The organism is Methanobrevibacter sp. UBA212 (assembly GCF_905233225.1).
In the GTDB taxonomy this organism is placed as follows: domain Archaea; phylum Methanobacteriota; class Methanobacteria; order Methanobacteriales; family Methanobacteriaceae; genus Methanocatella.
The window spans coordinates 23,337-42,279 of record NZ_CAJODJ010000013.1; the positions used below are offsets into that span (position 1 = coordinate 23,337).

22 protein-coding genes are annotated in these 18,943 nt (G+C 37.6%); 21 read left to right on the forward strand and 1 reads right to left on the reverse strand.

Going from position 1 to position 18,943, the window contains the following annotated elements; genetic code table 11:
- Positions 1–2: 2 nt before the first annotated feature.
- The 21 genes from QZ138_RS04695 (at position 3) to QZ138_RS04795 (ending at position 17,350) form a co-directional block, all read left to right on the forward strand.
- Entirely contained in the window at positions 3–452 is a 450-nt protein-coding gene (locus QZ138_RS04695) for an NADH-quinone oxidoreductase subunit B family protein (protein WP_292886816.1), read from the forward strand.
- Positions 449–1,573, forward strand: coding sequence for a nickel-dependent hydrogenase large subunit (locus tag QZ138_RS04700; protein ID WP_292886819.1), 1,125 nt, complete (start codon positions 449–451; stop codon positions 1,571–1,573). Before QZ138_RS04695 ends, QZ138_RS04700 begins: the two co-directional genes overlap by 4 nt.
- Positions 1,574–2,602 (forward strand): 4Fe-4S binding protein, encoded by a 1,029-nt coding sequence (locus QZ138_RS04705; RefSeq protein ID WP_292886824.1) that lies wholly within the window; start codon positions 1,574–1,576, stop codon positions 2,600–2,602.
- On the forward strand, positions 2,599–3,969 hold the full coding sequence (locus tag QZ138_RS04710) for a 4Fe-4S binding protein (RefSeq protein ID WP_342765667.1): 1,371 nt from the start codon (positions 2,599–2,601) through the stop codon (positions 3,967–3,969). Before QZ138_RS04705 ends, QZ138_RS04710 begins: the two co-directional genes overlap by 4 nt.
- A gap of 3 nt (positions 3,970–3,972) precedes the next feature.
- The gene (locus QZ138_RS04715) at positions 3,973–5,016 is read left to right on the forward strand and encodes a hypothetical protein (protein WP_292886830.1); all 1,044 of its coding nucleotides are present in this window, start codon (positions 3,973–3,975) and stop codon (positions 5,014–5,016) included.
- Between the two features lie 8 nt (positions 5,017–5,024).
- Positions 5,025–5,915 (forward strand): formylmethanofuran--tetrahydromethanopterin N-formyltransferase, encoded by an 891-nt coding sequence (locus QZ138_RS04720; RefSeq protein ID WP_292886833.1) that lies wholly within the window; start codon positions 5,025–5,027, stop codon positions 5,913–5,915.
- Between the two features lie 9 nt (positions 5,916–5,924).
- A complete protein-coding gene (locus QZ138_RS04725) occupies positions 5,925–6,863 on the forward strand; it encodes a carbohydrate kinase family protein (RefSeq protein WP_292886836.1) in 939 nt (312 codons plus the stop codon).
- A gap of 34 nt (positions 6,864–6,897) precedes the next feature.
- The gene (locus tag QZ138_RS04730; RefSeq protein WP_292886839.1) at positions 6,898–7,728 is read left to right on the forward strand and encodes a 4Fe-4S binding protein; all 831 of its coding nucleotides are present in this window, start codon (positions 6,898–6,900) and stop codon (positions 7,726–7,728) included.
- Positions 7,729–7,741: 13 nt separating this feature from the next.
- Positions 7,742–8,377: an HPP family protein gene (locus tag QZ138_RS04735; RefSeq protein WP_292886841.1), complete on the forward strand. Its 636-nt coding sequence runs from the start codon at positions 7,742–7,744 to the stop codon at positions 8,375–8,377.
- Positions 8,378–8,394: 17 nt separating this feature from the next.
- Positions 8,395–8,658 carry a hypothetical protein gene (locus tag QZ138_RS04740; RefSeq protein ID WP_292886843.1) on the forward strand — a complete coding sequence of 88 codons (264 nt, stop codon included), beginning with the start codon at positions 8,395–8,397 and terminating at the stop codon, positions 8,656–8,658.
- Positions 8,659–8,856: 198 nt separating this feature from the next.
- Positions 8,857–10,722 (forward strand): Ig-like domain-containing protein, encoded by a 1,866-nt coding sequence (locus QZ138_RS04745; protein ID WP_292886845.1) that lies wholly within the window; start codon positions 8,857–8,859, stop codon positions 10,720–10,722.
- Positions 10,723–10,840: 118 nt separating this feature from the next.
- Positions 10,841–11,275 (forward strand): EamA family transporter, encoded by a 435-nt coding sequence (locus QZ138_RS04750; RefSeq protein ID WP_292603891.1) that lies wholly within the window; start codon positions 10,841–10,843, stop codon positions 11,273–11,275.
- Between the two features lie 11 nt (positions 11,276–11,286).
- Positions 11,287–11,388 carry a zinc-ribbon domain-containing protein gene (locus tag QZ138_RS04755; RefSeq protein ID WP_292603893.1) on the forward strand — a complete coding sequence of 34 codons (102 nt, stop codon included), beginning with the start codon at positions 11,287–11,289 and terminating at the stop codon, positions 11,386–11,388.
- Between the two features lie 144 nt (positions 11,389–11,532).
- Positions 11,533–11,970: a helix-turn-helix domain-containing protein gene (locus QZ138_RS04760; RefSeq protein WP_292886848.1), complete on the forward strand. Its 438-nt coding sequence runs from the start codon at positions 11,533–11,535 to the stop codon at positions 11,968–11,970.
- A 212-nt stretch (positions 11,971–12,182) separates the two neighbouring features.
- Entirely contained in the window at positions 12,183–13,568 is a 1,386-nt protein-coding gene (locus tag QZ138_RS04765) for an MFS transporter (protein WP_292886851.1), read from the forward strand.
- Positions 13,569–14,037: 469 nt separating this feature from the next.
- A complete protein-coding gene (locus tag QZ138_RS04770) occupies positions 14,038–15,126 on the forward strand; it encodes a tocopherol cyclase family protein (protein ID WP_292886853.1) in 1,089 nt (362 codons plus the stop codon).
- Positions 15,123–15,821: a diacylglycerol/polyprenol kinase family protein gene (locus QZ138_RS04775; protein WP_292886856.1), complete on the forward strand. Its 699-nt coding sequence runs from the start codon at positions 15,123–15,125 to the stop codon at positions 15,819–15,821. The genes QZ138_RS04770 and QZ138_RS04775 overlap by 4 nt, the downstream gene beginning before the upstream one ends.
- A 126-nt stretch (positions 15,822–15,947) precedes the next feature.
- Positions 15,948–16,199, forward strand: coding sequence for a 2TM domain-containing protein (locus tag QZ138_RS04780; protein WP_292886858.1), 252 nt, complete (start codon positions 15,948–15,950; stop codon positions 16,197–16,199).
- A 1-nt stretch (position 16,200) separates the two neighbouring features.
- Positions 16,201–16,473 carry a 2TM domain-containing protein gene (locus tag QZ138_RS04785; RefSeq protein ID WP_292886860.1) on the forward strand — a complete coding sequence of 91 codons (273 nt, stop codon included), beginning with the start codon at positions 16,201–16,203 and terminating at the stop codon, positions 16,471–16,473.
- A gap of 2 nt (positions 16,474–16,475) precedes the next feature.
- Positions 16,476–16,916: a LytTR family DNA-binding domain-containing protein gene (locus tag QZ138_RS04790; protein ID WP_292886862.1), complete on the forward strand. Its 441-nt coding sequence runs from the start codon at positions 16,476–16,478 to the stop codon at positions 16,914–16,916.
- 8 nt (positions 16,917–16,924) lie between these two features.
- Positions 16,925–17,350, forward strand: coding sequence for a DUF3021 domain-containing protein (locus tag QZ138_RS04795; RefSeq protein ID WP_292886865.1), 426 nt, complete (start codon positions 16,925–16,927; stop codon positions 17,348–17,350).
- Between the two features lie 13 nt (positions 17,351–17,363).
- Here QZ138_RS04795 and QZ138_RS04800 read toward each other — a convergent pair whose 3' ends face one another.
- Positions 17,364–18,929, reverse strand: coding sequence for a hypothetical protein (locus tag QZ138_RS04800; protein WP_292886868.1), 1,566 nt, complete (start codon positions 18,927–18,929; stop codon positions 17,364–17,366).
- Positions 18,930–18,943 lie beyond the last annotated feature (14 nt).

Here is an 18,943-nt window from a genome sequence, read left to right on the forward strand (position 1 = left end):
CAATGTTGGATGCTATTAAGGATGTTGTGAGAAAAAGCTCAATTCATGTCTGCATAGTCAATTGCGGAGGATGCAACGGCTGTGATGTGGAATGTGTTGCGCTTCTGTCTCCAAGATATGATTTGGAGCAGTTCGGTATTTATGTTCACAACAATCCTCGTGAAGCTGATGTTCTATTGTTGACCGGTGCCGTAACCGAACAATGGAAAGACAATTTAAAAAGAATTTATGATAAGGCTCCTGAACCAAAAATAGCTGTAGCTGTTGGAAACTGCCCGATATCAGGGGATGTATTTGCCCAGGAAGGAGGTCATGTAAATGCTCCTGCATCTAATTTCATCCCTGTTGCAGCAGAAATTCCGGGATGTCCGCCAAGACCGAATGAAATATTGGAAGCGATTTTGGCTGTCGGACCTCAAGCTATTGCTGACAGAGGGAGGGAACAAAAATGATAGTGCCTATTGGTCCAATTCACCCGGCTTTAAAGGAACCTATCAGATTGAAACTGCAAACTGAAGGCGAAAGAGTAGTTAAGGCAGAAATTGAATATGGCTATGTTCATAGGGGAATTGAAAAGATTATAGAAGGAAAAACTTGGCAGAAAGGGATTTATCTTTCAGAACGTGTATGTGGTATCTGTTCATATGAACACACACAGACGTTTGCGGAAACAATTGAAGCAATTTCTGATGTTGACGTTCCTCCAAGGGCTCAATTCTTAAGGGTTATAGCAAATGAGCTTGACAGAATTCAAAGTCATCTTCTTGCAAATTCCACATTTTTCAAGTCAATGGATCACGAAACCCTGTTCATGCACGTGTTGGAATTGAGGGAATATGCAATGGATTCAATTGAACTCTTGACCGGAAACAGGGTCAATATGGGTTGGAATGTTGTTGGGGGCGTTAAGATGGATGCAGATGAGCGCCACTTCGAACCGATACTTGAAAACCTGAAGAAAATTGAAGAACGCTTTGAGATTGTTCGTTCATTGTTTGCAGAAGGTCCTGCACTGGCTTTAAGATGCAAAGGCATAGGATACATGTCTAAAAAAGAGGCGATTAAGGGAAGGGCAGTCGGCCCTATCGGAAGAGCTTCCGGTGTAAAGGAAGATTACCGTGTAGGTCACTATACATATGATGATTATTTTGATTTCAAGGTCATAAGAAGAACTGAAGGGGACAATTACGCAAGAACATTAACTAGATATGACGAAATTCCAGAATCAATTAGCTTGGTCAGGCAAGCTATTGAAAACATACCTGATGGTGAAGTCCGTACTCCTGCTGAAATCAAATCAGGTTATGCAATGCGTAGAAATGAGGCTCCCCGTGGTGAAGTGACATACATGATTGAAACCAACGGAAACCTGATAAAGAACATTTCAATCAGGACTCCAAGTATTCCGAATATGGATTCCTGTGCAAAATACATGATTCGTGACGTTCCGACCGTTGCGGATGCGGTATCCACCTATGCATCATGCGACCCTTGTGTGGCATGTGCCGAAAGGGTGGCTATTACCGATGAAGCCGGAAAAACCCTTGTAAAAAGATGGGACGAGGTGATATAGATGTCATCTCTGATGTGGTACATATTTGATTTTGCCCGAAAGGCATGGGCTGATGCATTTGCAAATGCAAAAAATGAACCTGACATATCTGAAAAGCCCGACAGGTTTAGGGATTTTCCAACAGTGAACAAGGAATATTGTATTGGATGTGGAGCATGTGTGTCTTCATGCCCTTCGCCGAATGCGATAAAGCTGATTCGTGATGAGGATTCCGAAAGTGGAGAAGGATTTACATATCCTGTAATCAAATTGGGTGCATGCATACGCTGCGGCTTTTGTGCCGAAGTTTGCCCAACCGATCCAAAGACACTGGAATGCGGTGAAAATCACCTGCTAATGCCTGAATTCAATATTATTCCATCAAAAAGACAATATCTTGTTGATGATTATTTATGTATCAAATGTAAGAAGTGCCTGAAGCAATGCCCTGTTGATGCAATCAGCGAAATTGACGGAAAGGTTGTTGTGGACCAGCTCAAGTGCATCTCCTGTGGGGATTGTGTAGAGGTCTGTCCGGTCAGCGGGGCAATGAAGGCAGTATTTGTTGATAACCTGCAGGACCAAAAGGACCTTATTCTTTTATGTGTCGATTATCTTGAGGAATACATCAATTCCAAGGAAGAGGATTTAAGGTCTCTTGAAAGGAACGGTCTACTGCAGTATGACGTGCCGTTGTCCGATATATGGGACAAGGCATTGAAAATCATTCCCGATGAGGAGGTGGCCCTGGAAATCATAACCAATGCGGTTAACAGGCTTAAGGTCAGAATCATCGATTGGGATAAATCAAAATGTAAGAAATGCCAATTATGTATTCCTGACTGTCCGACAGGATGCATTTCATTTGACGAGAAAGAGGATACGATTGTAAGAGATAAGGATAGATGCTTGAGATGCAGTATTTGTTACCAGACATGTCCGTTTTCAGTAATCAAATACTTCATTTCCAAGTTCTCACTGGACGACGGTGAAAACATTCATGTTACTGTAAAGGCATCTAATCTGAATGAGGATATTTTTATGGAGTGAGTGTTATGATTGACAGTTTTACCAAAACACCAAGACCATTAAGGCATGTCGATGTCGATTTCGTCATTGACCAGACCAAATGTGCAGATTGCAGGGATAAGCCATGTCTTGAGTCATGCCCTATCGATGCGGTCTATTTGGATGAAACAGACGGCCTTATAAAATTGAAAAGCACCTGTTTTGGATGTGTGCTGTGCCGTAACGCCTGTCCTTATGATGCGATATCCCTTGATGTCAAGATGGATCCTCCTTTAAAGGAAAACGTTCCGAACATCAACACCAAGCTCTGTAAGGCATGCGGAGCATGCGTTCAGGCATGCAAAAACGGGTCTATTCATATTGTTGCAGACGGAACCCATGAACCTCACAGTGAAATAGACAAGGACACTTGTGTTCGATGCGGATACTGCTTTAGGGTGTGTCCTACAGATGCAATCAAGTATGGTGAGCTGCTTCCTAAAACCGTCAAGGGAGGAAAGGCAGTTGTCATCAACCAGCCTAAATGTATTGGCTGCATGACATGTACAAGGGTGTGCCCGTCAATGGGTGCAATTAACGTAGGCAGAACCAATAAGCTGCCTTATATCAATCCTGGATACTGTGCAAGATGTGAGGAATGTATGCATTCATGTCCTTCAGGGGCAATCAGGTATTCTTCACGTAAAAAGGCATATAAAATGTACAGTGAAATAAAATCATATGATATTGTATCCAGCATCATTGATTATGACGTTAAGAAATTGTCCCTTGATTTGATAAGTCTGAACAAGGTTCTCCAGAAGGTGGGTAAGACAATCGCCTTGGAATTCAATGACCAGAACTTTGAGCATTTCATTGAATGCAAGGTAAATGACATGATGGAAAGGGAGTTAAAAATCAGTCTCAACACCAGCATTGAAATAGACAAGTTCACAAAGCTGGTCGGATCATATCTGATGGACAGAAACATTGAGGTTTATGAGAAGAAGTGCATTGCTTGCGGTGAATGCTATAATGTATGCCCTGTGGATGCCATTGAACAGAACGGTCCGAATCCAATAAAAATCAATGATAACTGTATATACTGTGGAAAATGTGTTGAAGCTTGTCAATTTGATGCCATCGGCGCTTATGATGATTATTTCTACAGCAAAGATCAGGATTTATATTATGCCAGGTCATTTTTATACAAGCAAAGGATTGGAGACTTTTCACTTTCAGAGGACAAGTGTCAGGCATGTGCAATCTGTGTCAAGAACTGTCCGGTTGAAGCATTGACACTGAATGATGACGATAAGATTGAATTTGATGGTGAAAAATGTATCTACTGTAGAAATTGTGAGGCAATTTGTCCTTTGGATGCGATTAGAATTGTTAATTTCAGGTGAATCATGTTTGAAAAATCATTTATTACAGATTGTGAAGGTCCGCTGACCTTAAATGATAATGCTTTTGAGATATCAGCCAAATTCATTGAAGACGGTGGGGAACTGTTTAAGATTCTCAGCTTATATGATGATTACTTGGTTGACATTGTCAAAAAGGAAAATTATAAGGCGGGAAATACCTTAAAGTTGATTCTGCCTTTCTTTGTAGTTGAAAAGCTCACAAATTCAGATTTCATTGATTTTTCAAAAAACAATATCTATGCAGTCAGCGATTCAAAATTCCTGTTGGAATACTTGAAGGAAGCCATGAATACATACATTGTCAGCACCAGTTACGGCCAATATATTGAAGCGGTCTCTGATTATATGGAAGTTCCTTTTGAAAACACATTTTATACAGATGTTGATATAGATTCCCTGCAACTCAATGATGAAGAAATTCAAAAAGTTAAGGAATTCAAGAAATTGATTTTAGATAATCCTGATGATTATGAGCTGTTTGACGACATTTTTTTCGGCCAAATTGCCAAGATGGGAATTTATGATAAAATCAAAGATATAGAAGTTGTTGGGGGGCAAGGCAAAAAGCTTGCTATCGATAAAATCATTGAAAGGGACGGCATTGACATTGAGGAAATCCTATACATCGGCGACAGCATAACCGATGTCGAACCCCTTGAATTTGCCCGCAAGAACAACGGTATCAGCATATCATTCAACGGCAATGAATATCCTTTGAAAGTGGCTGAAATTGCTGTTGTATCACCAAGTGCAGTAACGAATGCTGTAATTGCAAATGTATATGCAGAAAATGATAGGCAAAAGGTTTTAGAATTTATTGAAGATTATAATATTTCACTAGATTTAGAAAAATTATTCGATGACTACAATATTGACGAAAAAATCAGAAACAGGTTTTTCTCAGTGTTTGCCAGTGAATATCCATTGATTCAGGCAGTGAATGAGGAAAACTTTGAAGATATACTGAAAGTCAGCAAGGAAATGAGAAACAATATTCGTGGTCAGGATATAGGCGGATTAGGTTAGGTGTAAAAATGGATTATGATAAAGTGGAAGATACATTCTTTGAAGCTTTCGAAGGCAAATATGTAAGGGCTCTAATTACAGGGCCTAATGAGGCTATTGTAAAAAGGGCAGCATACGATTCAACTTCAACTCCAAGTGCAGTAATCGGAAGGGTTGAAGGTGGAGTAGAAGGCTTTTTGGATGAGTCACAAACTCCGGATAACAGATTCGGAGCAATTGTGCAATACTGGTTAGGCGGAGATGATGTGAAAAAGTTCGCATTTGAGCTTTCTTACAGATTGAGGCAGGACGTATTGGTCAAGCCGTTCACACGTATTTTTGACTACTCAGACAAGGACGGCGATGAGTATATTGAAATGATGGACATTGTAGGTCACTGCGGTGACGGATACGAATGGATCGTTGAAGAGTACGGAAGAAAAATGATAAACGTGCCTATTGCAGTGCCTGATTTTCAGATTGAGGAGAAATTCAAAATAAACGACGGAACCATGGGAGGAAACTTCTGGTATCTGTGCGAAACACCTGAAGCGGTCATAGATGCGGGAGATGCAATCATCGAGGCCATCATGAATGTTGAAGGTGCAACCGCACCATTCGATATCTGTTCAGCGGCTTCAAAGCCTGAAACAAATTTCCCTGAAATCGGTCCGACAACAAATCACTTTTATTGCCCTTCACTTAAAGGACGTTTAGGTGATGAATCTAAAGTTCCTGAAGGGGTTAATTACATTCCAGAGGTTGTAATAAATGCAATCGATGGGGAATCAATGAATAATGCAGTAAAGGCAGGAATTGATGCTGCCTTGAAGTTTGAAGGAGTAATTGGAATATCTGCAGGTAACTTTGACGGCAAACTTGGAGATAAGAATATAAATTTATTGGATATATTGAAGTAAGGTTTTAAAATGGAAATATTTGACAATGACTTGAATGCTGAGGTTATAGGATTTGGAGCATTGAATGTGGACAAGCTCTATTCGGTAGAAAACATTGCCTCAAAGGATGAAGAAAGCTTCATCAAAAGTGAAACTGACACTCCTGGAGGGTCAGCGGCAAATACCATAGTGGGATTGTCTCGCTTAGGCTGTTCCACATCAATCATCGGAAAAATAGCTGAAGACGAAGACGGTGATTTGATTGAGTATCATCTGGCCGTTAATGGAGTTTATTCAAATAATCTAATCTATTCAGAAACCGGTTCAACAGGAAAATGTCTGGGCTTTGTTGATGAGAACGGCGAAAGATGCCTATACATCGACCCGGGGGTCAATGATGAAATCAAAATTGGCGAAATAAATCCATTGAATATTATGAGATGCAAGATAATGCATTATACATCATTTGTTGGAGATTCATTCAATGCACAAATAGAATTGTTGGAAAAGCTTAATGACCAGTGTGTATTGAGTTTTGATCCTGGAATGCTCTATGTTCAGAAGGGATTTGATGAGCTAAGGCCTATACTTGAGAGAACCAATATATTTCTGATAAACGAATCTGAATTAAGATTATTATGTAATAATAATGAAAGTCCTTTAAAGGAACTGGCAATTGGATTTTTGGATTTGGGAATTGAAACCGTTGTTGTTAAAAAGGGTGCAGAAGGAGTGTTTGCAATGAATAACTCATCCGAATGTGAGGTCGAACCGTTCAGGTGTGATGTTGTAGACACCACCGGAGCCGGAGACAGTTTCAATAGCGGATTTTTATATTCATATCTGAAGGGATATGACCTGGAGAAATCCTGCCGAATCGGAAATTGGGTGGCCAGTAAAGCCATTGAAGGATTTGGAATGGAAAAATTTCCGACCCTAAAGGATTTGGAGGATTTTTTTAAAATATAAATTTTATTAAATAAATTATTTAGTTGGTATTAAAATGAATGTATCTTTTATAAAACAGATAAAGGACCTGGAACGTGAAGTTCTTCTGAAATCTGTTGAATTAGATGATGATGGTGATGACTTCCAATTTGAACTGGATGATTTCAGTACAAATGAAGAAATATTTGCTGTTTCACCGAGATGTGTAAGGTGCAATACCTGCGTTGGGGAATGTCCGGTTAATGCAATTGAACCAGCTAATATTTTCAGAATGGCCAAGATAACAGATAAGTGTGTAAAATGTGAAATCTGTATTCAGACCTGTCCGGTTTCAGCAATCAAGCTAATTGACAATTCAATCAGTTATGACCATGAAGACGAACGGGAAGTCATTGAATATAATTTGTCTAATGTCAGTTGTGCTCATAGAGTAATTCGCATGAATGATATTTCAATTGATTATACAGTAGAGGATAACAATTGGGATGATTGTGCAAACTTATGTCCAACAAACGCATTTACCATGGAATTTAAAGAATTCTTTGAGAATTTAGATATGGATTTGGGAATAGAGCTAATCGATGATGAATTATATCCATATATTAATGAAAAGATGTGTATTGGATGTGGAGCCTGTCGCGAAATCTCACTAAATGACTTTGCAGTCAATCTGGATAGGTACATCGGACCTATAATTCACTCCAGATTGATTGAAATTAACCATGAATCTTGCGTAAACTGTTATTTATGTGAAGAAAACTGTCCAACAGGTGCTATAGAGTTAGTGGATGGTGAAGTTGTTCTTGACAATGATAAGTGTATAAGATGCACAGAATGTACAAATCATTGTCCTGTAGGAGCATTGAAACGAGTAGAAATTGAATAAATGGAGGCTGTTTATGAAAGCTAAAGAATTAATGGATAAAGACTTTGTATATTTGAATGCTGATGACAGCGTTATTGACGCTTCAAAAGCTATGGAAAATGTCAGACGTTTTACATGTCCTGTTGTAAATGATAAAAAACAATTGATCGGATGGATTACAGCGTTTGATATTACAAAAGGTTTAAGGGAAGGTAATGAAAAGATTTCAGAAATAATGAGCAGTTGTGAGGAAGTCGCATCAGTTCATGAAGATGATCCTGCAAGAAAGGCGGTAATTTTGACTGCCAACAACAAGTTTGTAACCGTTCCTGTCGTGAATGATGACAATCAAGTGATAGGTATGGTTCGCGCATGTGACATTGTGGAGCTTTTATCAAACCTTTATGACATCAAGGTTGTAAAGTTATACAAGGCGATGCAAAATCAGCTTCATGGAGTGACATGGGAAGAGTTGATGGCTGCTTCTGCTCTGGTATCTAAAAAGACCACCGGTAAAAAGATTTCTGCCGAGGAATATGAATCCAACATCATGAATTCCACTTTTGGAGAAGCCATCTGGGCAACTGGAGGATTAGAAAAATTCTTTGCAGGTCTGATTTCCGTTGGTGAAATGGTGATTGCTCGCAGAGTCGGACGTGCCAAAAAATAAATGATTGTGATAATCCTGTGCGAATTAATGAGTATCGGGACAATCCATGTACCGTTGTGGCAGGCTGTGCTGAAAATAACTTGGTTCATAAATTTGCAGATTTTGGCGCAGTAAATTATCATATCTCTCATCAGCTTACGAATGGAATATCTTTAAAAGGAATTTGTCCAAGAGAACCTTACACTAACCACTTTCATAACTTATATGACAACATCGTAAACGCAAGATTCTTTAAGCATTCGGCCCGGAAGTTCCTGGAAAAATACAGAAATGTAATTTAAAACTTCATCCTAAGGTATCATTATGTGTGGGCCTTGAAAGAACTCATGACTGGTTTTGTGGCACTGGGAAAACATTCACAAATCAGCAGAGTTCTATAAACTCTTTTTTACCATTTTAATCCTACGAAATGGTTTTTTCTAATTTTCATTAATTATTTATATTCACTTATACAAAATTCATTATAGCTAGGTGAATTTATGCTAAGTAAAAGGATGCTTTTTTTAATATTACTGGTTTTCATATGCTTTAATATTGCAGCTGCATCTGCCAAAGACTTAAACTCAACAGATGATTTGGAATTGAATAATGAGAGTGCAATTGAATTGGAAGATGAAACTGCTGTTTTAAATGATGGCAACGGTTCTGATGATGAGGTTAGTGTTGAAAAGACCACTCCTTCAATCACAATCAGTTCCGATAATGTCAAAAGCAGGGACACATTGGAAATCTATCTTAAAAATTCAACCGGAAGTCCTTTGAAATCAAAAGAATTTACTGCAATTCTTAACAATAAGCAATATTCACTTAAAACCAACATGGAAGGCTATTCGAAAATAAACATTGACCTGCCTGCAAAGACTTATAGATTGGATGTGGTTTTCAATGGTGATGATGAGTATAACAGTGTCTCAAAGTCATTCAACATTGCGGTATCAAAAATGAATACCAAGTTCACCGAATCTGCCAATTTTATCTTGAAGAACAGTTATTTGTATTTAACTTTAACTGACAGTAACGGCAATCCGGTTTCAGGCAAAAAGGTAACCATAAAAGTCAACGGCAAAAAATATACCAGAAAAACAAATTCAAACGGAAAGGTTTCAGTAAAAATCAAATCTTCAAAGTCTAAAAATTCAGTTAAAGCTAGTTTTGGCGGTGACAATCAGTTCAAGTCTTCTTCTAAAAAATTCAACGTTTATGTGATAAAAAAATCACTTTCAATTAATATAGGCAATTCCAAATTTCTCACAAACGGTTTCATAAGGGTTTACCTGAAATCTTCCGGCAAGGCATTGTCCAAAAAAAGGGTGACCGTGTATGTTGGAGGTAAGAAATTCGCTCTTAAAACCAGTTCCGAGGGCATTGCGGTCTTCAAACCGATGGTTAAGGAAGGTCATTATACAGTCAAGGCCAAATATGGCAAATATTACTCAGCCAAGTATCTCAAATGTTACGAAGGCAATGTAAAGGACCCTTTAAAGGAAAACATTACATATAAGAATGGAAAACCTGACATTGACCTCATGCCAGGAAATTATGTGATGGGTGATGGAAATGCCAAATACACCATCAAGAAATCACAGTATCGTGAAGTCTTGAAAAGGGATAGCTATTGTCTGTTTTTATTTAATAAGTTGACTAAATATACGTTCTTTAAAACAAAGTCTCATCCTAAGCTATACCATATAATCAAACGTGAAAAATGGAATGTCATCGAAAGGGCAATCAATGCCAAAATGGTCAAGAAGAACAAGCAGGGATATTGGCCTGGCAAGATATCAGTTTCACTTAAGGGCAAGTCGTATAAATATCCTCTGGTGAGGGATGCTCAGAATAACGGCCATACCTGTGGTCCGACATCATGCAGCATGTGCAGTCAGGTCCTGAAAAATTATGTCTGTGAAAGGTACCTTGCAAAGCTATCAAAAACCGACCGTTACGGAACCAGCTGCGATGCCATGATCAAGGCATTGAAGAAGAATAATTTCGTTGCCACATATTTCTACAAATCCTCATTTGGAAAGGCATTGAATGAAGTCAAAAAGGGTGGTGCAGCTTTGATTTTCCATGCATACAATCATTACGTAAGTATTTTGGACATCAGCAAGAACGGCAAGAAGGTTTTGGTAAGCAATTCCTATGGCACTTATGACAATATTCCGACAGGATGGGTAAAGGTCAGCTATATGAAAAAGAAATTCTCCAACATTGATGAAAGCCTGATTGTCAAGCTGAATTATAAATTGTCAGATTCAATGATAAACAGCATTAGCTGTTACTATACAAGCATGGGCAAAAATTGGGTTGCTCAAAATACTCACCAGTCAATCGGAAGGGTATGATGAGTTTTTCATTTTTTTCTAAAGCAATGTTTCAAAATGGAAAATATTTTATCATTTCTTTTAGAAATATGTAATCAGAATATGCTGATGTGCTGTTATTCGTGTGATAGGAAATCCGGTGATTAGTTTGTGGAATTTGATTTGGCCTATTTTGATTGTAATACTTGCGAATACATTCTATAATGTGTGCATGAAATCGATGCCATCTGATGTCAATCCGTTTGGCGCATTGATGGTTACCTATTTGGTTGCAGCATTGATTTCAGGAATGATTTTCGTATATTCTGTTGGACCATCAAATATAGGTGCAGGACTGTCTAAAATCAACTGGACATCTGTCGTTTTGGCGTTGGCAATTGTAGGGCTTGAAGTCGGATACGTATTTGTATATCGTGCCGGTTGGGCGGTAAGTTCCGCTTCAGTTGTTGCAAACATTGGTCTTGCATGTGTCCTGGTCTTTGTAGGATATTTTTTGTACAGGGAAAACGTTTCAATAAATCAGATTGTTGGAATAATTGTTTGCATGTTTGGTTTGGTTTTGATTAATATTTAAAAGGTGATAATATGAGATGTCCGGTATGTGGTGCATGGGTAGAGGAAGGAGAAGAGTACTGTCCAAATTGCGGGTATGATGTTTACTGCATTGATGAGGAAGACAATTTTTAGGGTGGTAAAAAAATGAACTGCCCTATATATTGATTTTGGATTGATTCCTGTGAGCCATTTTGTCATGAATGTGGATATGGCGGTTTTGATGATGATTATGTATTGACATAAAATTTTTATAGTATTTTTTCATTAAATTATAATATGAGCAGACAGGCCTATGTTAACAAGGATATTCCAATAACTCAAATTCGCCGTGTAAAACGTGATTTGCAGAAATTTGTTGAGTTATATGAGAAAGTGACATTTATAGAAGAGTTGTATTGTGATGAAACTGTCAAATCTGCAATGGAACGTAGGGGAAAAACTCCCCAAACAGGTTATAAATGGTTGAAATCCTGGAATGATGAGGGCTTCGATGGTCTGTTTAGAAAGGAAGGATCTGGAAGGATTTCCAAATTGTCAGATTATCAATTGGAAATTTTAAAGAAAAACATTATTGTAAAGGGGTTGTCAACTGTTTCTGAAATTAAAAATGAAATTCAAAGAGAATTTAGAGTTACTTACTCTGAGAGGCACTTGCGCAGATTGATTTTTGAGTTGGGTCTTTTGGACATTATCAATTCAAACAAAATTAAATAATCATTTACATATACTTTTTTATGTCCATTCACTTTTTTTTTAATAATGTTTTTTCAGTAAAATATATTTCACTTCATCTTATTTCTATTTGAATTCGATTTGCTTAGTTAATTGTTCAATAATAATGTTGCTGATATATTAAAATGTTTTATAAATTAAATTTATATAATATTTTTGATTAATATATTTCTAGAACTACTAGAGTGTGTATTATGAATGAAAACATAGACAGAGGAATGTCAACATTAATTATTTTCATTATTGCGGCGGCCATATTGAGCGCTGCCCAGAGTGTAGTGACAACAGCTATTGCAGGGATAATGGCTGATTTCCATATTCCTTCGACAACAGCACAATGGATTTATTCTTCATTCTTGCTTGTGTTGGGTGTTATGATACCATTATCCGCATTTTTTACCCGTAGATTTAAAGTGAAAACGATTTTGATAGCTTCATTGGCTCTATTTTTAATAGGATCCGTTTTGGCATATTTTGCCCCAAACATTGAGGTATTGATTCTGGCAAGAGTGATTCAGGCCTGTGGATCTGGAATATTGCTTCCAATTACTCAAATCGTATTGTTCAAGGTTATCCCTGAGGAAAAGTGGCAGGTCTACATGGGACTTTTCGGATTCATCATAGGAATTGCCCCTGCATTGGCTCCAACAGCCGGAGGATTCATAATCGATTCCGTCGGATGGAGGTCAATCTTTCTGATATTTGCAATAATGATTGCAGTATTGATTTTAGTGGCAGCAGTTGTGGTTAAACTTGAATTTGAAACAGGACATTACCCGCTGGACATCACTTCACTTATACTTTCTGTGCTTGCATGTGTCGGCATAATGTTTGGATTTTCAAACGTCGCCCAAAACGGATTCGACTTGGTTTGGGTGGTATTGCCTATTGTAATCGGTACTGTGTCTCTTGTGCTGTTTTCGAAAAGGCAGTTCGGCATTGAAACTCCATTGCTTGACTTGCGTGCCCTTAAAAATAAGTATTTCTTCTTTGGAACATTGTTTTCAGCGATTTTATACTTTACCATGTGTGGTTTGAATGTTATCATGCCGCTGTTTGCACAAAGCATAGCAAATTATGATGCAACAACCGCAGGAATAATACTGCTTCCGGCAACCCTTGTGATGATTGTGTTCAACTTTATAGGTCCAGTTATGGCCAACAAGTTCGGTGTTCGCAAGGTATTGCTTTTATCATGTCTCTTCTCCATTGTAGGTTATCTGGTGATGATGACATATACAAGATCAACATCCGTGGAGTATATGGTCGTAACTCAAATTGTTCGTGCAATCGGTGCGGGATTAGGATTGATGCCTGCAGTTACATGGACAATTGCAGTTGTTTCAGGTGATGTTGAGGATGCAACAGCAATCAACAACACCGTAAGGCAAATCATAGGTGCAATCGGTTCAGCGATTGCAGTTGTGTTGATGGCTGTGTTTGCAGGGGGAAATGTGGGTCATAACTCCATTTCAGTATCTGCATTTGCGCAAACTTCACTTGTGATGTCAATTCTTGCCGTCATTATGGCGGTGATTGTGGTATTATACATTAAGGATGAGATTCACGATTTAATGTGAATTCATTTTTATTTTTATTTTTTTTAACCATTTTAATAATAAATTATTTATTGTCTGTTATTTTTTGAAATTATTATTTAAAATTAAAAATGGCAATAATATATGCTATTAAAAAGTTTCACAATCTGAAGGTCTCCAAGTCACTTCACAGACCGGAGCATCCGATGCAGGCCAATCCCGTGACTCAAGTTAATATCTCCGATCTGTTGTTAAACAAATTTTAATTGATAAAGATGAATTTTTTAAAGTTTCTGGAATTTCATTTATAATATTGTTAATAATTTTGACAATAGGATTGTATTATCGTGAAGATATACGCGAAATGAAATCCAAATTATAATTTTCATCTCTTTTTTCTATTTTTTTCTAGTTTTATAAAAAATTATTTAAAAGATTTTAAATAAATATCATATTATCTTACCTTTGGAGGAGTAATATGAATAAAAGCGATTTGAAAAGAAATTATTTTATGCTTAAAGGCCCACTTGCCAAAAAAGGTTATGATTGGTGGTGGCATTCATTCACGGGTTACAATAAAAAAACCGGTGAGGCAAGACCATTTTTCATCGAATACTTTACATGCAACCCAGCATTGGCTGAAGAAGAGCCTGTCCTTGGTCAAGACCCTGAAAACCAAAAAGCAGGAAAACAACCATCATATTGTATGATTAAGGCTGGAGCGTATGGTAAAGATCCAAAGCAGATTCATAATTTTTATTCAATGAAATACTTCAACTGCCCTGATGATGAGCTGAACATACAGGTTGGGGACTGCAGTTTGACGGAAACACATATGAGCGGATTTTCAAGGGTGTCTGAAGAGGATGCCAAAAATCACCCAGAATACATGTCTGATGCAGGAGACATGATGTGGGATTTGGATATTGACAAACAAATCACATTCAATGTGGGTTATGGTGCAAGCTCATTATTCAGAAAACTGAATTCATTTGAAATGTTCTGGCATGCGGAAGGAATCAAGACCCAATACAGCGGAACCGTCTGGCTGGATGGTGAGGAATATGAAGTGATTCCTGAAAAGTCCTATGGATATGCCGATAAGAACTGGGGAGGAAACTTTACCTCACCTTGGCTTTGGATTTCCTCATGCAATATAACAAGCCTCATCAGTGGTAAAAAACTGAATAACTCTGCTTTTGAAGCAGGAGGCGGAAGGCCAAAGGCATTTGGTATTGAACTTCCTCGTAAACTCCTAATCGGATTTTACTATGAAGGAACAATGTATGAATACAACTTCGCCAGATTCTGGAATATGGTAAAGATAGACTTTGATTTCCAGGAAGGGGAAGACGTTCACACATGGCATGTCAATGCAAGCAACAGAAACTCAAGAATGGAACTGGTGCTTTACTGTAAGCGTGATGAAATGATGCTTTTCAACTATGAATCACCAGACGGTAAAAAAAGGCACAACCGCCTATGGAATGGTGGAAGCGGATACGGTGAAATCAAGCTATACAAAAAGGACGGAACATTAATTGACCATGTTAAGATAGAAAACGCTGGCTGTGAATACGGGGAGTATGATGACGAATGATATTCACAGACATAATTGCATTAATCATAGTATATGTTTATGTGGCAGTCATTTTCGTTGTAGCTGAAATGGTTTTAAAGACAAGGCCTGAAGTTTCACGTAAGTTTCTCCACATCATGGTAGGTAACATGATATTTGCCATGCCGTTTTTCTCAGATCCATGGGTAATGGTCTGGTTTTTAACACTGCCTATCACAATAGGACTGTTCTTTTTAACCGAATACTCACCAGTCAAGATAGAAAACAGCGTAACCGAATCAGGTCATGCACTGGGATTGTTTTTCTATGCACTGATTTGGACAGTATTGATTGCAGTATTTACAACAATCGCTCCTGCAAACGACCCTAAATTCTTCATATGGATTGTAGCACTGGCTATCGTTCCTATGGTTTATGGTGACGGATTTGCAGCATTGATCGGTCAAAAATTCGGAAAAGTCAAATACACAATATTTGGAGGCACAAAATCTCTTGAAGGATCACTTACCATGTTTGTCATTACCTCTGTCATGAGTGTATTTGTCTGGATGGTTTTCACATCAATCGGTTGCACTATGCCTGAATTCAATCTGGTCAACATATTGCTGATTTCGGCTGTGGCAACAATATGTGAGGCATTCAGTTACGGTGGAATTGACAACCTGACAGTTCCTGCAGTAACTTCAATTTTATATTATCTGGTGGCTGTATTATAGCTGCCAATTTCAATTCTTATTTTTTGCATTTCACTGGCCAATTTTTGCATCTTGGAAACATCGCCAAATAGCCATTTATATAGACTTTTACCAAGTTATATTATCGAATGGTTGATAGGTGAAAAAATGAATTTAAGGCAGAGAGCTGAAAGAAGAGTGGATGCAAAAATCGAATTTCAAGAAAATCTATATAAATATATTATTGTAAATGTAATAATAGCAATTATTTGCCTGTTATTCATGAAAAGTTTTTGGCTATTGTTCATTGTAATGTTTTTCTGGGGATTTGATGTCTTGGATAAGTTTTTCAAAGCCTATTCCATTAAAGACCATCGTGAAGAAATGATAGAAAAGGAACTTTCAAAAATGGGTGAATAAGATGTCTGATAATTTATACAAAATAGCTGAAGATCGAGTGGAGAAAAAAATAAAATTTTATAGGAACTTGCAAGCATACATTATAGTCAATGCATTTTTGGCAGTTATTAATTGGTTTTTCACACCTGAATTTTGGTGGGTAATGTTCCCTCTCTTTTTCTGGGGAATAGGCGTGTTGAAAGACTTCTTGATAGCATTTGTATTTGTCGATCGGTTCAGTGACGATTACAGAGAACGCAAAATCAGAGAGGAAATGGAAAAATTGAAGGCATAAATATGAAGGTAAATCTATTTGTTTCAAGAGATATTGAAGAGCCCCATGCAGATATTCATACGAATGAGCTAACGGATAATGTTACAAAAGCGATATCAATTTTGGAAAGCGATGAATCATCTGATATGGTTGCAGTAAAGAAAGGATCTGACATTGCACTTCTGCAGATGGATGAAATATTCATGTTCAGGGTTGAAGACAAGCAGGTTAAGGTGTACACTGAAAATAATGAGTATCTGATTAAAAAACCGTTATATCAGGTTGAAGAGACATTAAGCAGCGATTTTGTCAGAATCTCTAAAACTACTGTCGTTAATCTTAAAAGGATTGAACGTGTTGCCCCTTCACTTAGGGGGATGATGTTTATAGAATTGAAAAACGGTTTAAAGGACAATATCTCAAGAAAATATTTGCCTGACTTCAAACAGGCTTTGGATTTATAGGTGAAAATATGAAAGTGGATTTGATTAAAAGATTGGCAATGGGCGCTTTTGTAGGATGTTTTATTGTAATGCTTGTGATGGTTTTCATGTCTTTGGAAAGAGGCCCTCAAAATATTCAATTTGATGGTATGACAATTATAAATGCATTTTTAGGATCAATTGTTGTCGGTTGGGGATTTTCCCTGACAGGATTGATTTATGAAAGGGAAGATATTGCATTTCCTCTTCAGATTGCATTCCAAATGGGTATAGGAATGGCGATTCTGTTTGCAGTTGCCGTTTATCTTCAGTGGATGCCGGTTAACTTGGGAATCGGAATAATCATTGAATGGATAATCATAGCATGCATATTTGCGGCTGTTTCATGGTGCGGCTTTTACATCTATTATTATCTTGTCGCACGTGACTTGAATAAAAAAATAGTGAATAAGTAAATAGCTTGGCTATTTACTCTAATCTTCTGTTTCTTTTGTATCCTATGGCTAATAAAATCAATACTATTGCTGTAAGCGCAATCAGATATGGGATATTTGAACTAATCTGTTTTGCTACTGAACCACCGGTTTCATTTAGCTCATAGGCTTTTTTGTCTTCACCATGTGATGTGGAGTTTCCAAGAGTCAGTTGGTCATTTGAAGTGGTGACAGTTGTTTTGGACTCGGTTTTTGAAGGAGGAGTATTCGCCTCATCATTTTTAGTATCTGCATTTGATTTAACTATATTTTCTGGTTTTGCGGTTTTATAATCATTTGAAACTTTATTTGCATTGCTATTGCTGCTTTGACCGTTATTTGCATTAGGACTTTTAAACTGTTCCTTAAGATTATTAAGTGAGTTTTCAGGGAAATATCCTTTAAGCAAATCGCTGTATTTATCCAATAGATTCAAATTCAATCTTTCAAACAAATCGGATTTGATGGTTCTGGAAACTTTGCTTCTAGGAGTTATGCCGTCCGGATCGATTAGGGATGAATCATTAGGGTTTTCATCTCCCCAGTCATTATCGTCAAACTGTGTGTAGAGATTATATGCATACTCTCTTTCCCAATGGATATAAATTTCCTTGCCGTATGGTGAAGAGTTATTGGTTATCAGATTATTGTGGACATTCATGACTGTTTTGGTATCATACATCGGATTTTGAATGTAAAATGAACCTCCGGTTTCACCACCATTATTGTTCGCGATGATTGAGTCCTGAAGATTGATGTTTCCTGAAACCATTACTGCTCCACCATTGGTTCCGGCAGTATTGTTCATGAAAATGCATCTTTCAATATTGGACTCGCCAGACCAGCTGTAATAGGCTCCACCCCATTCATCAGCATGATTGAACATGAAAATGCAATCCTGAACATTGCCATATCCAAAAACACTCACCCTTATTGCACCACCGTCACGGCAGGCGGAATTATTGATAAAGACACAATTGTAAATGTCGGAATTGGCATAACATGTTGTAACTGCTCCGCCATCATGATCTGCATGGTTATTGATAAATAAGGAATTATTTACATAAAGATATGCCTTATTCTCTTTAGTTCCATAGTTTGATATTGCTCCGGCATTTGTATCGCTTAAAGCGGTGTTGTTTGCAAAAATACATTCATCCACATAAACATTTCCGGTCTTTATTGAGATGGCTCCTCCAAAATCATGTGTCAATCCGTTTATGAATGTAATATTTTTAAATGTCACATGTACATCCGGATTGCCTATAAGAAAGATGCTGGATTTTTTTTCACCATCAATAATTATGTTTCGGGCGTTTCCGTTGCCCTGGAGGGTGAGATTTTTATCAATTGTGATATTGTGAATCTTGTATGTTCCAGGATCAATCAGGAGTTCATCACCGTTTTTCGCAGAATCTATTTCATTTTTTAAATCTGCTGACTTGTCGGTAAGATCTGCTTGCTCAATATGTGCAATCCTATCGGGATTTGCCGAATCCGCCTTTTGGGTTACATTTTCACTGGCTGATATCAGGGGCATTGAAATCAAAATCAAAAACATGATAGTAAAAATGA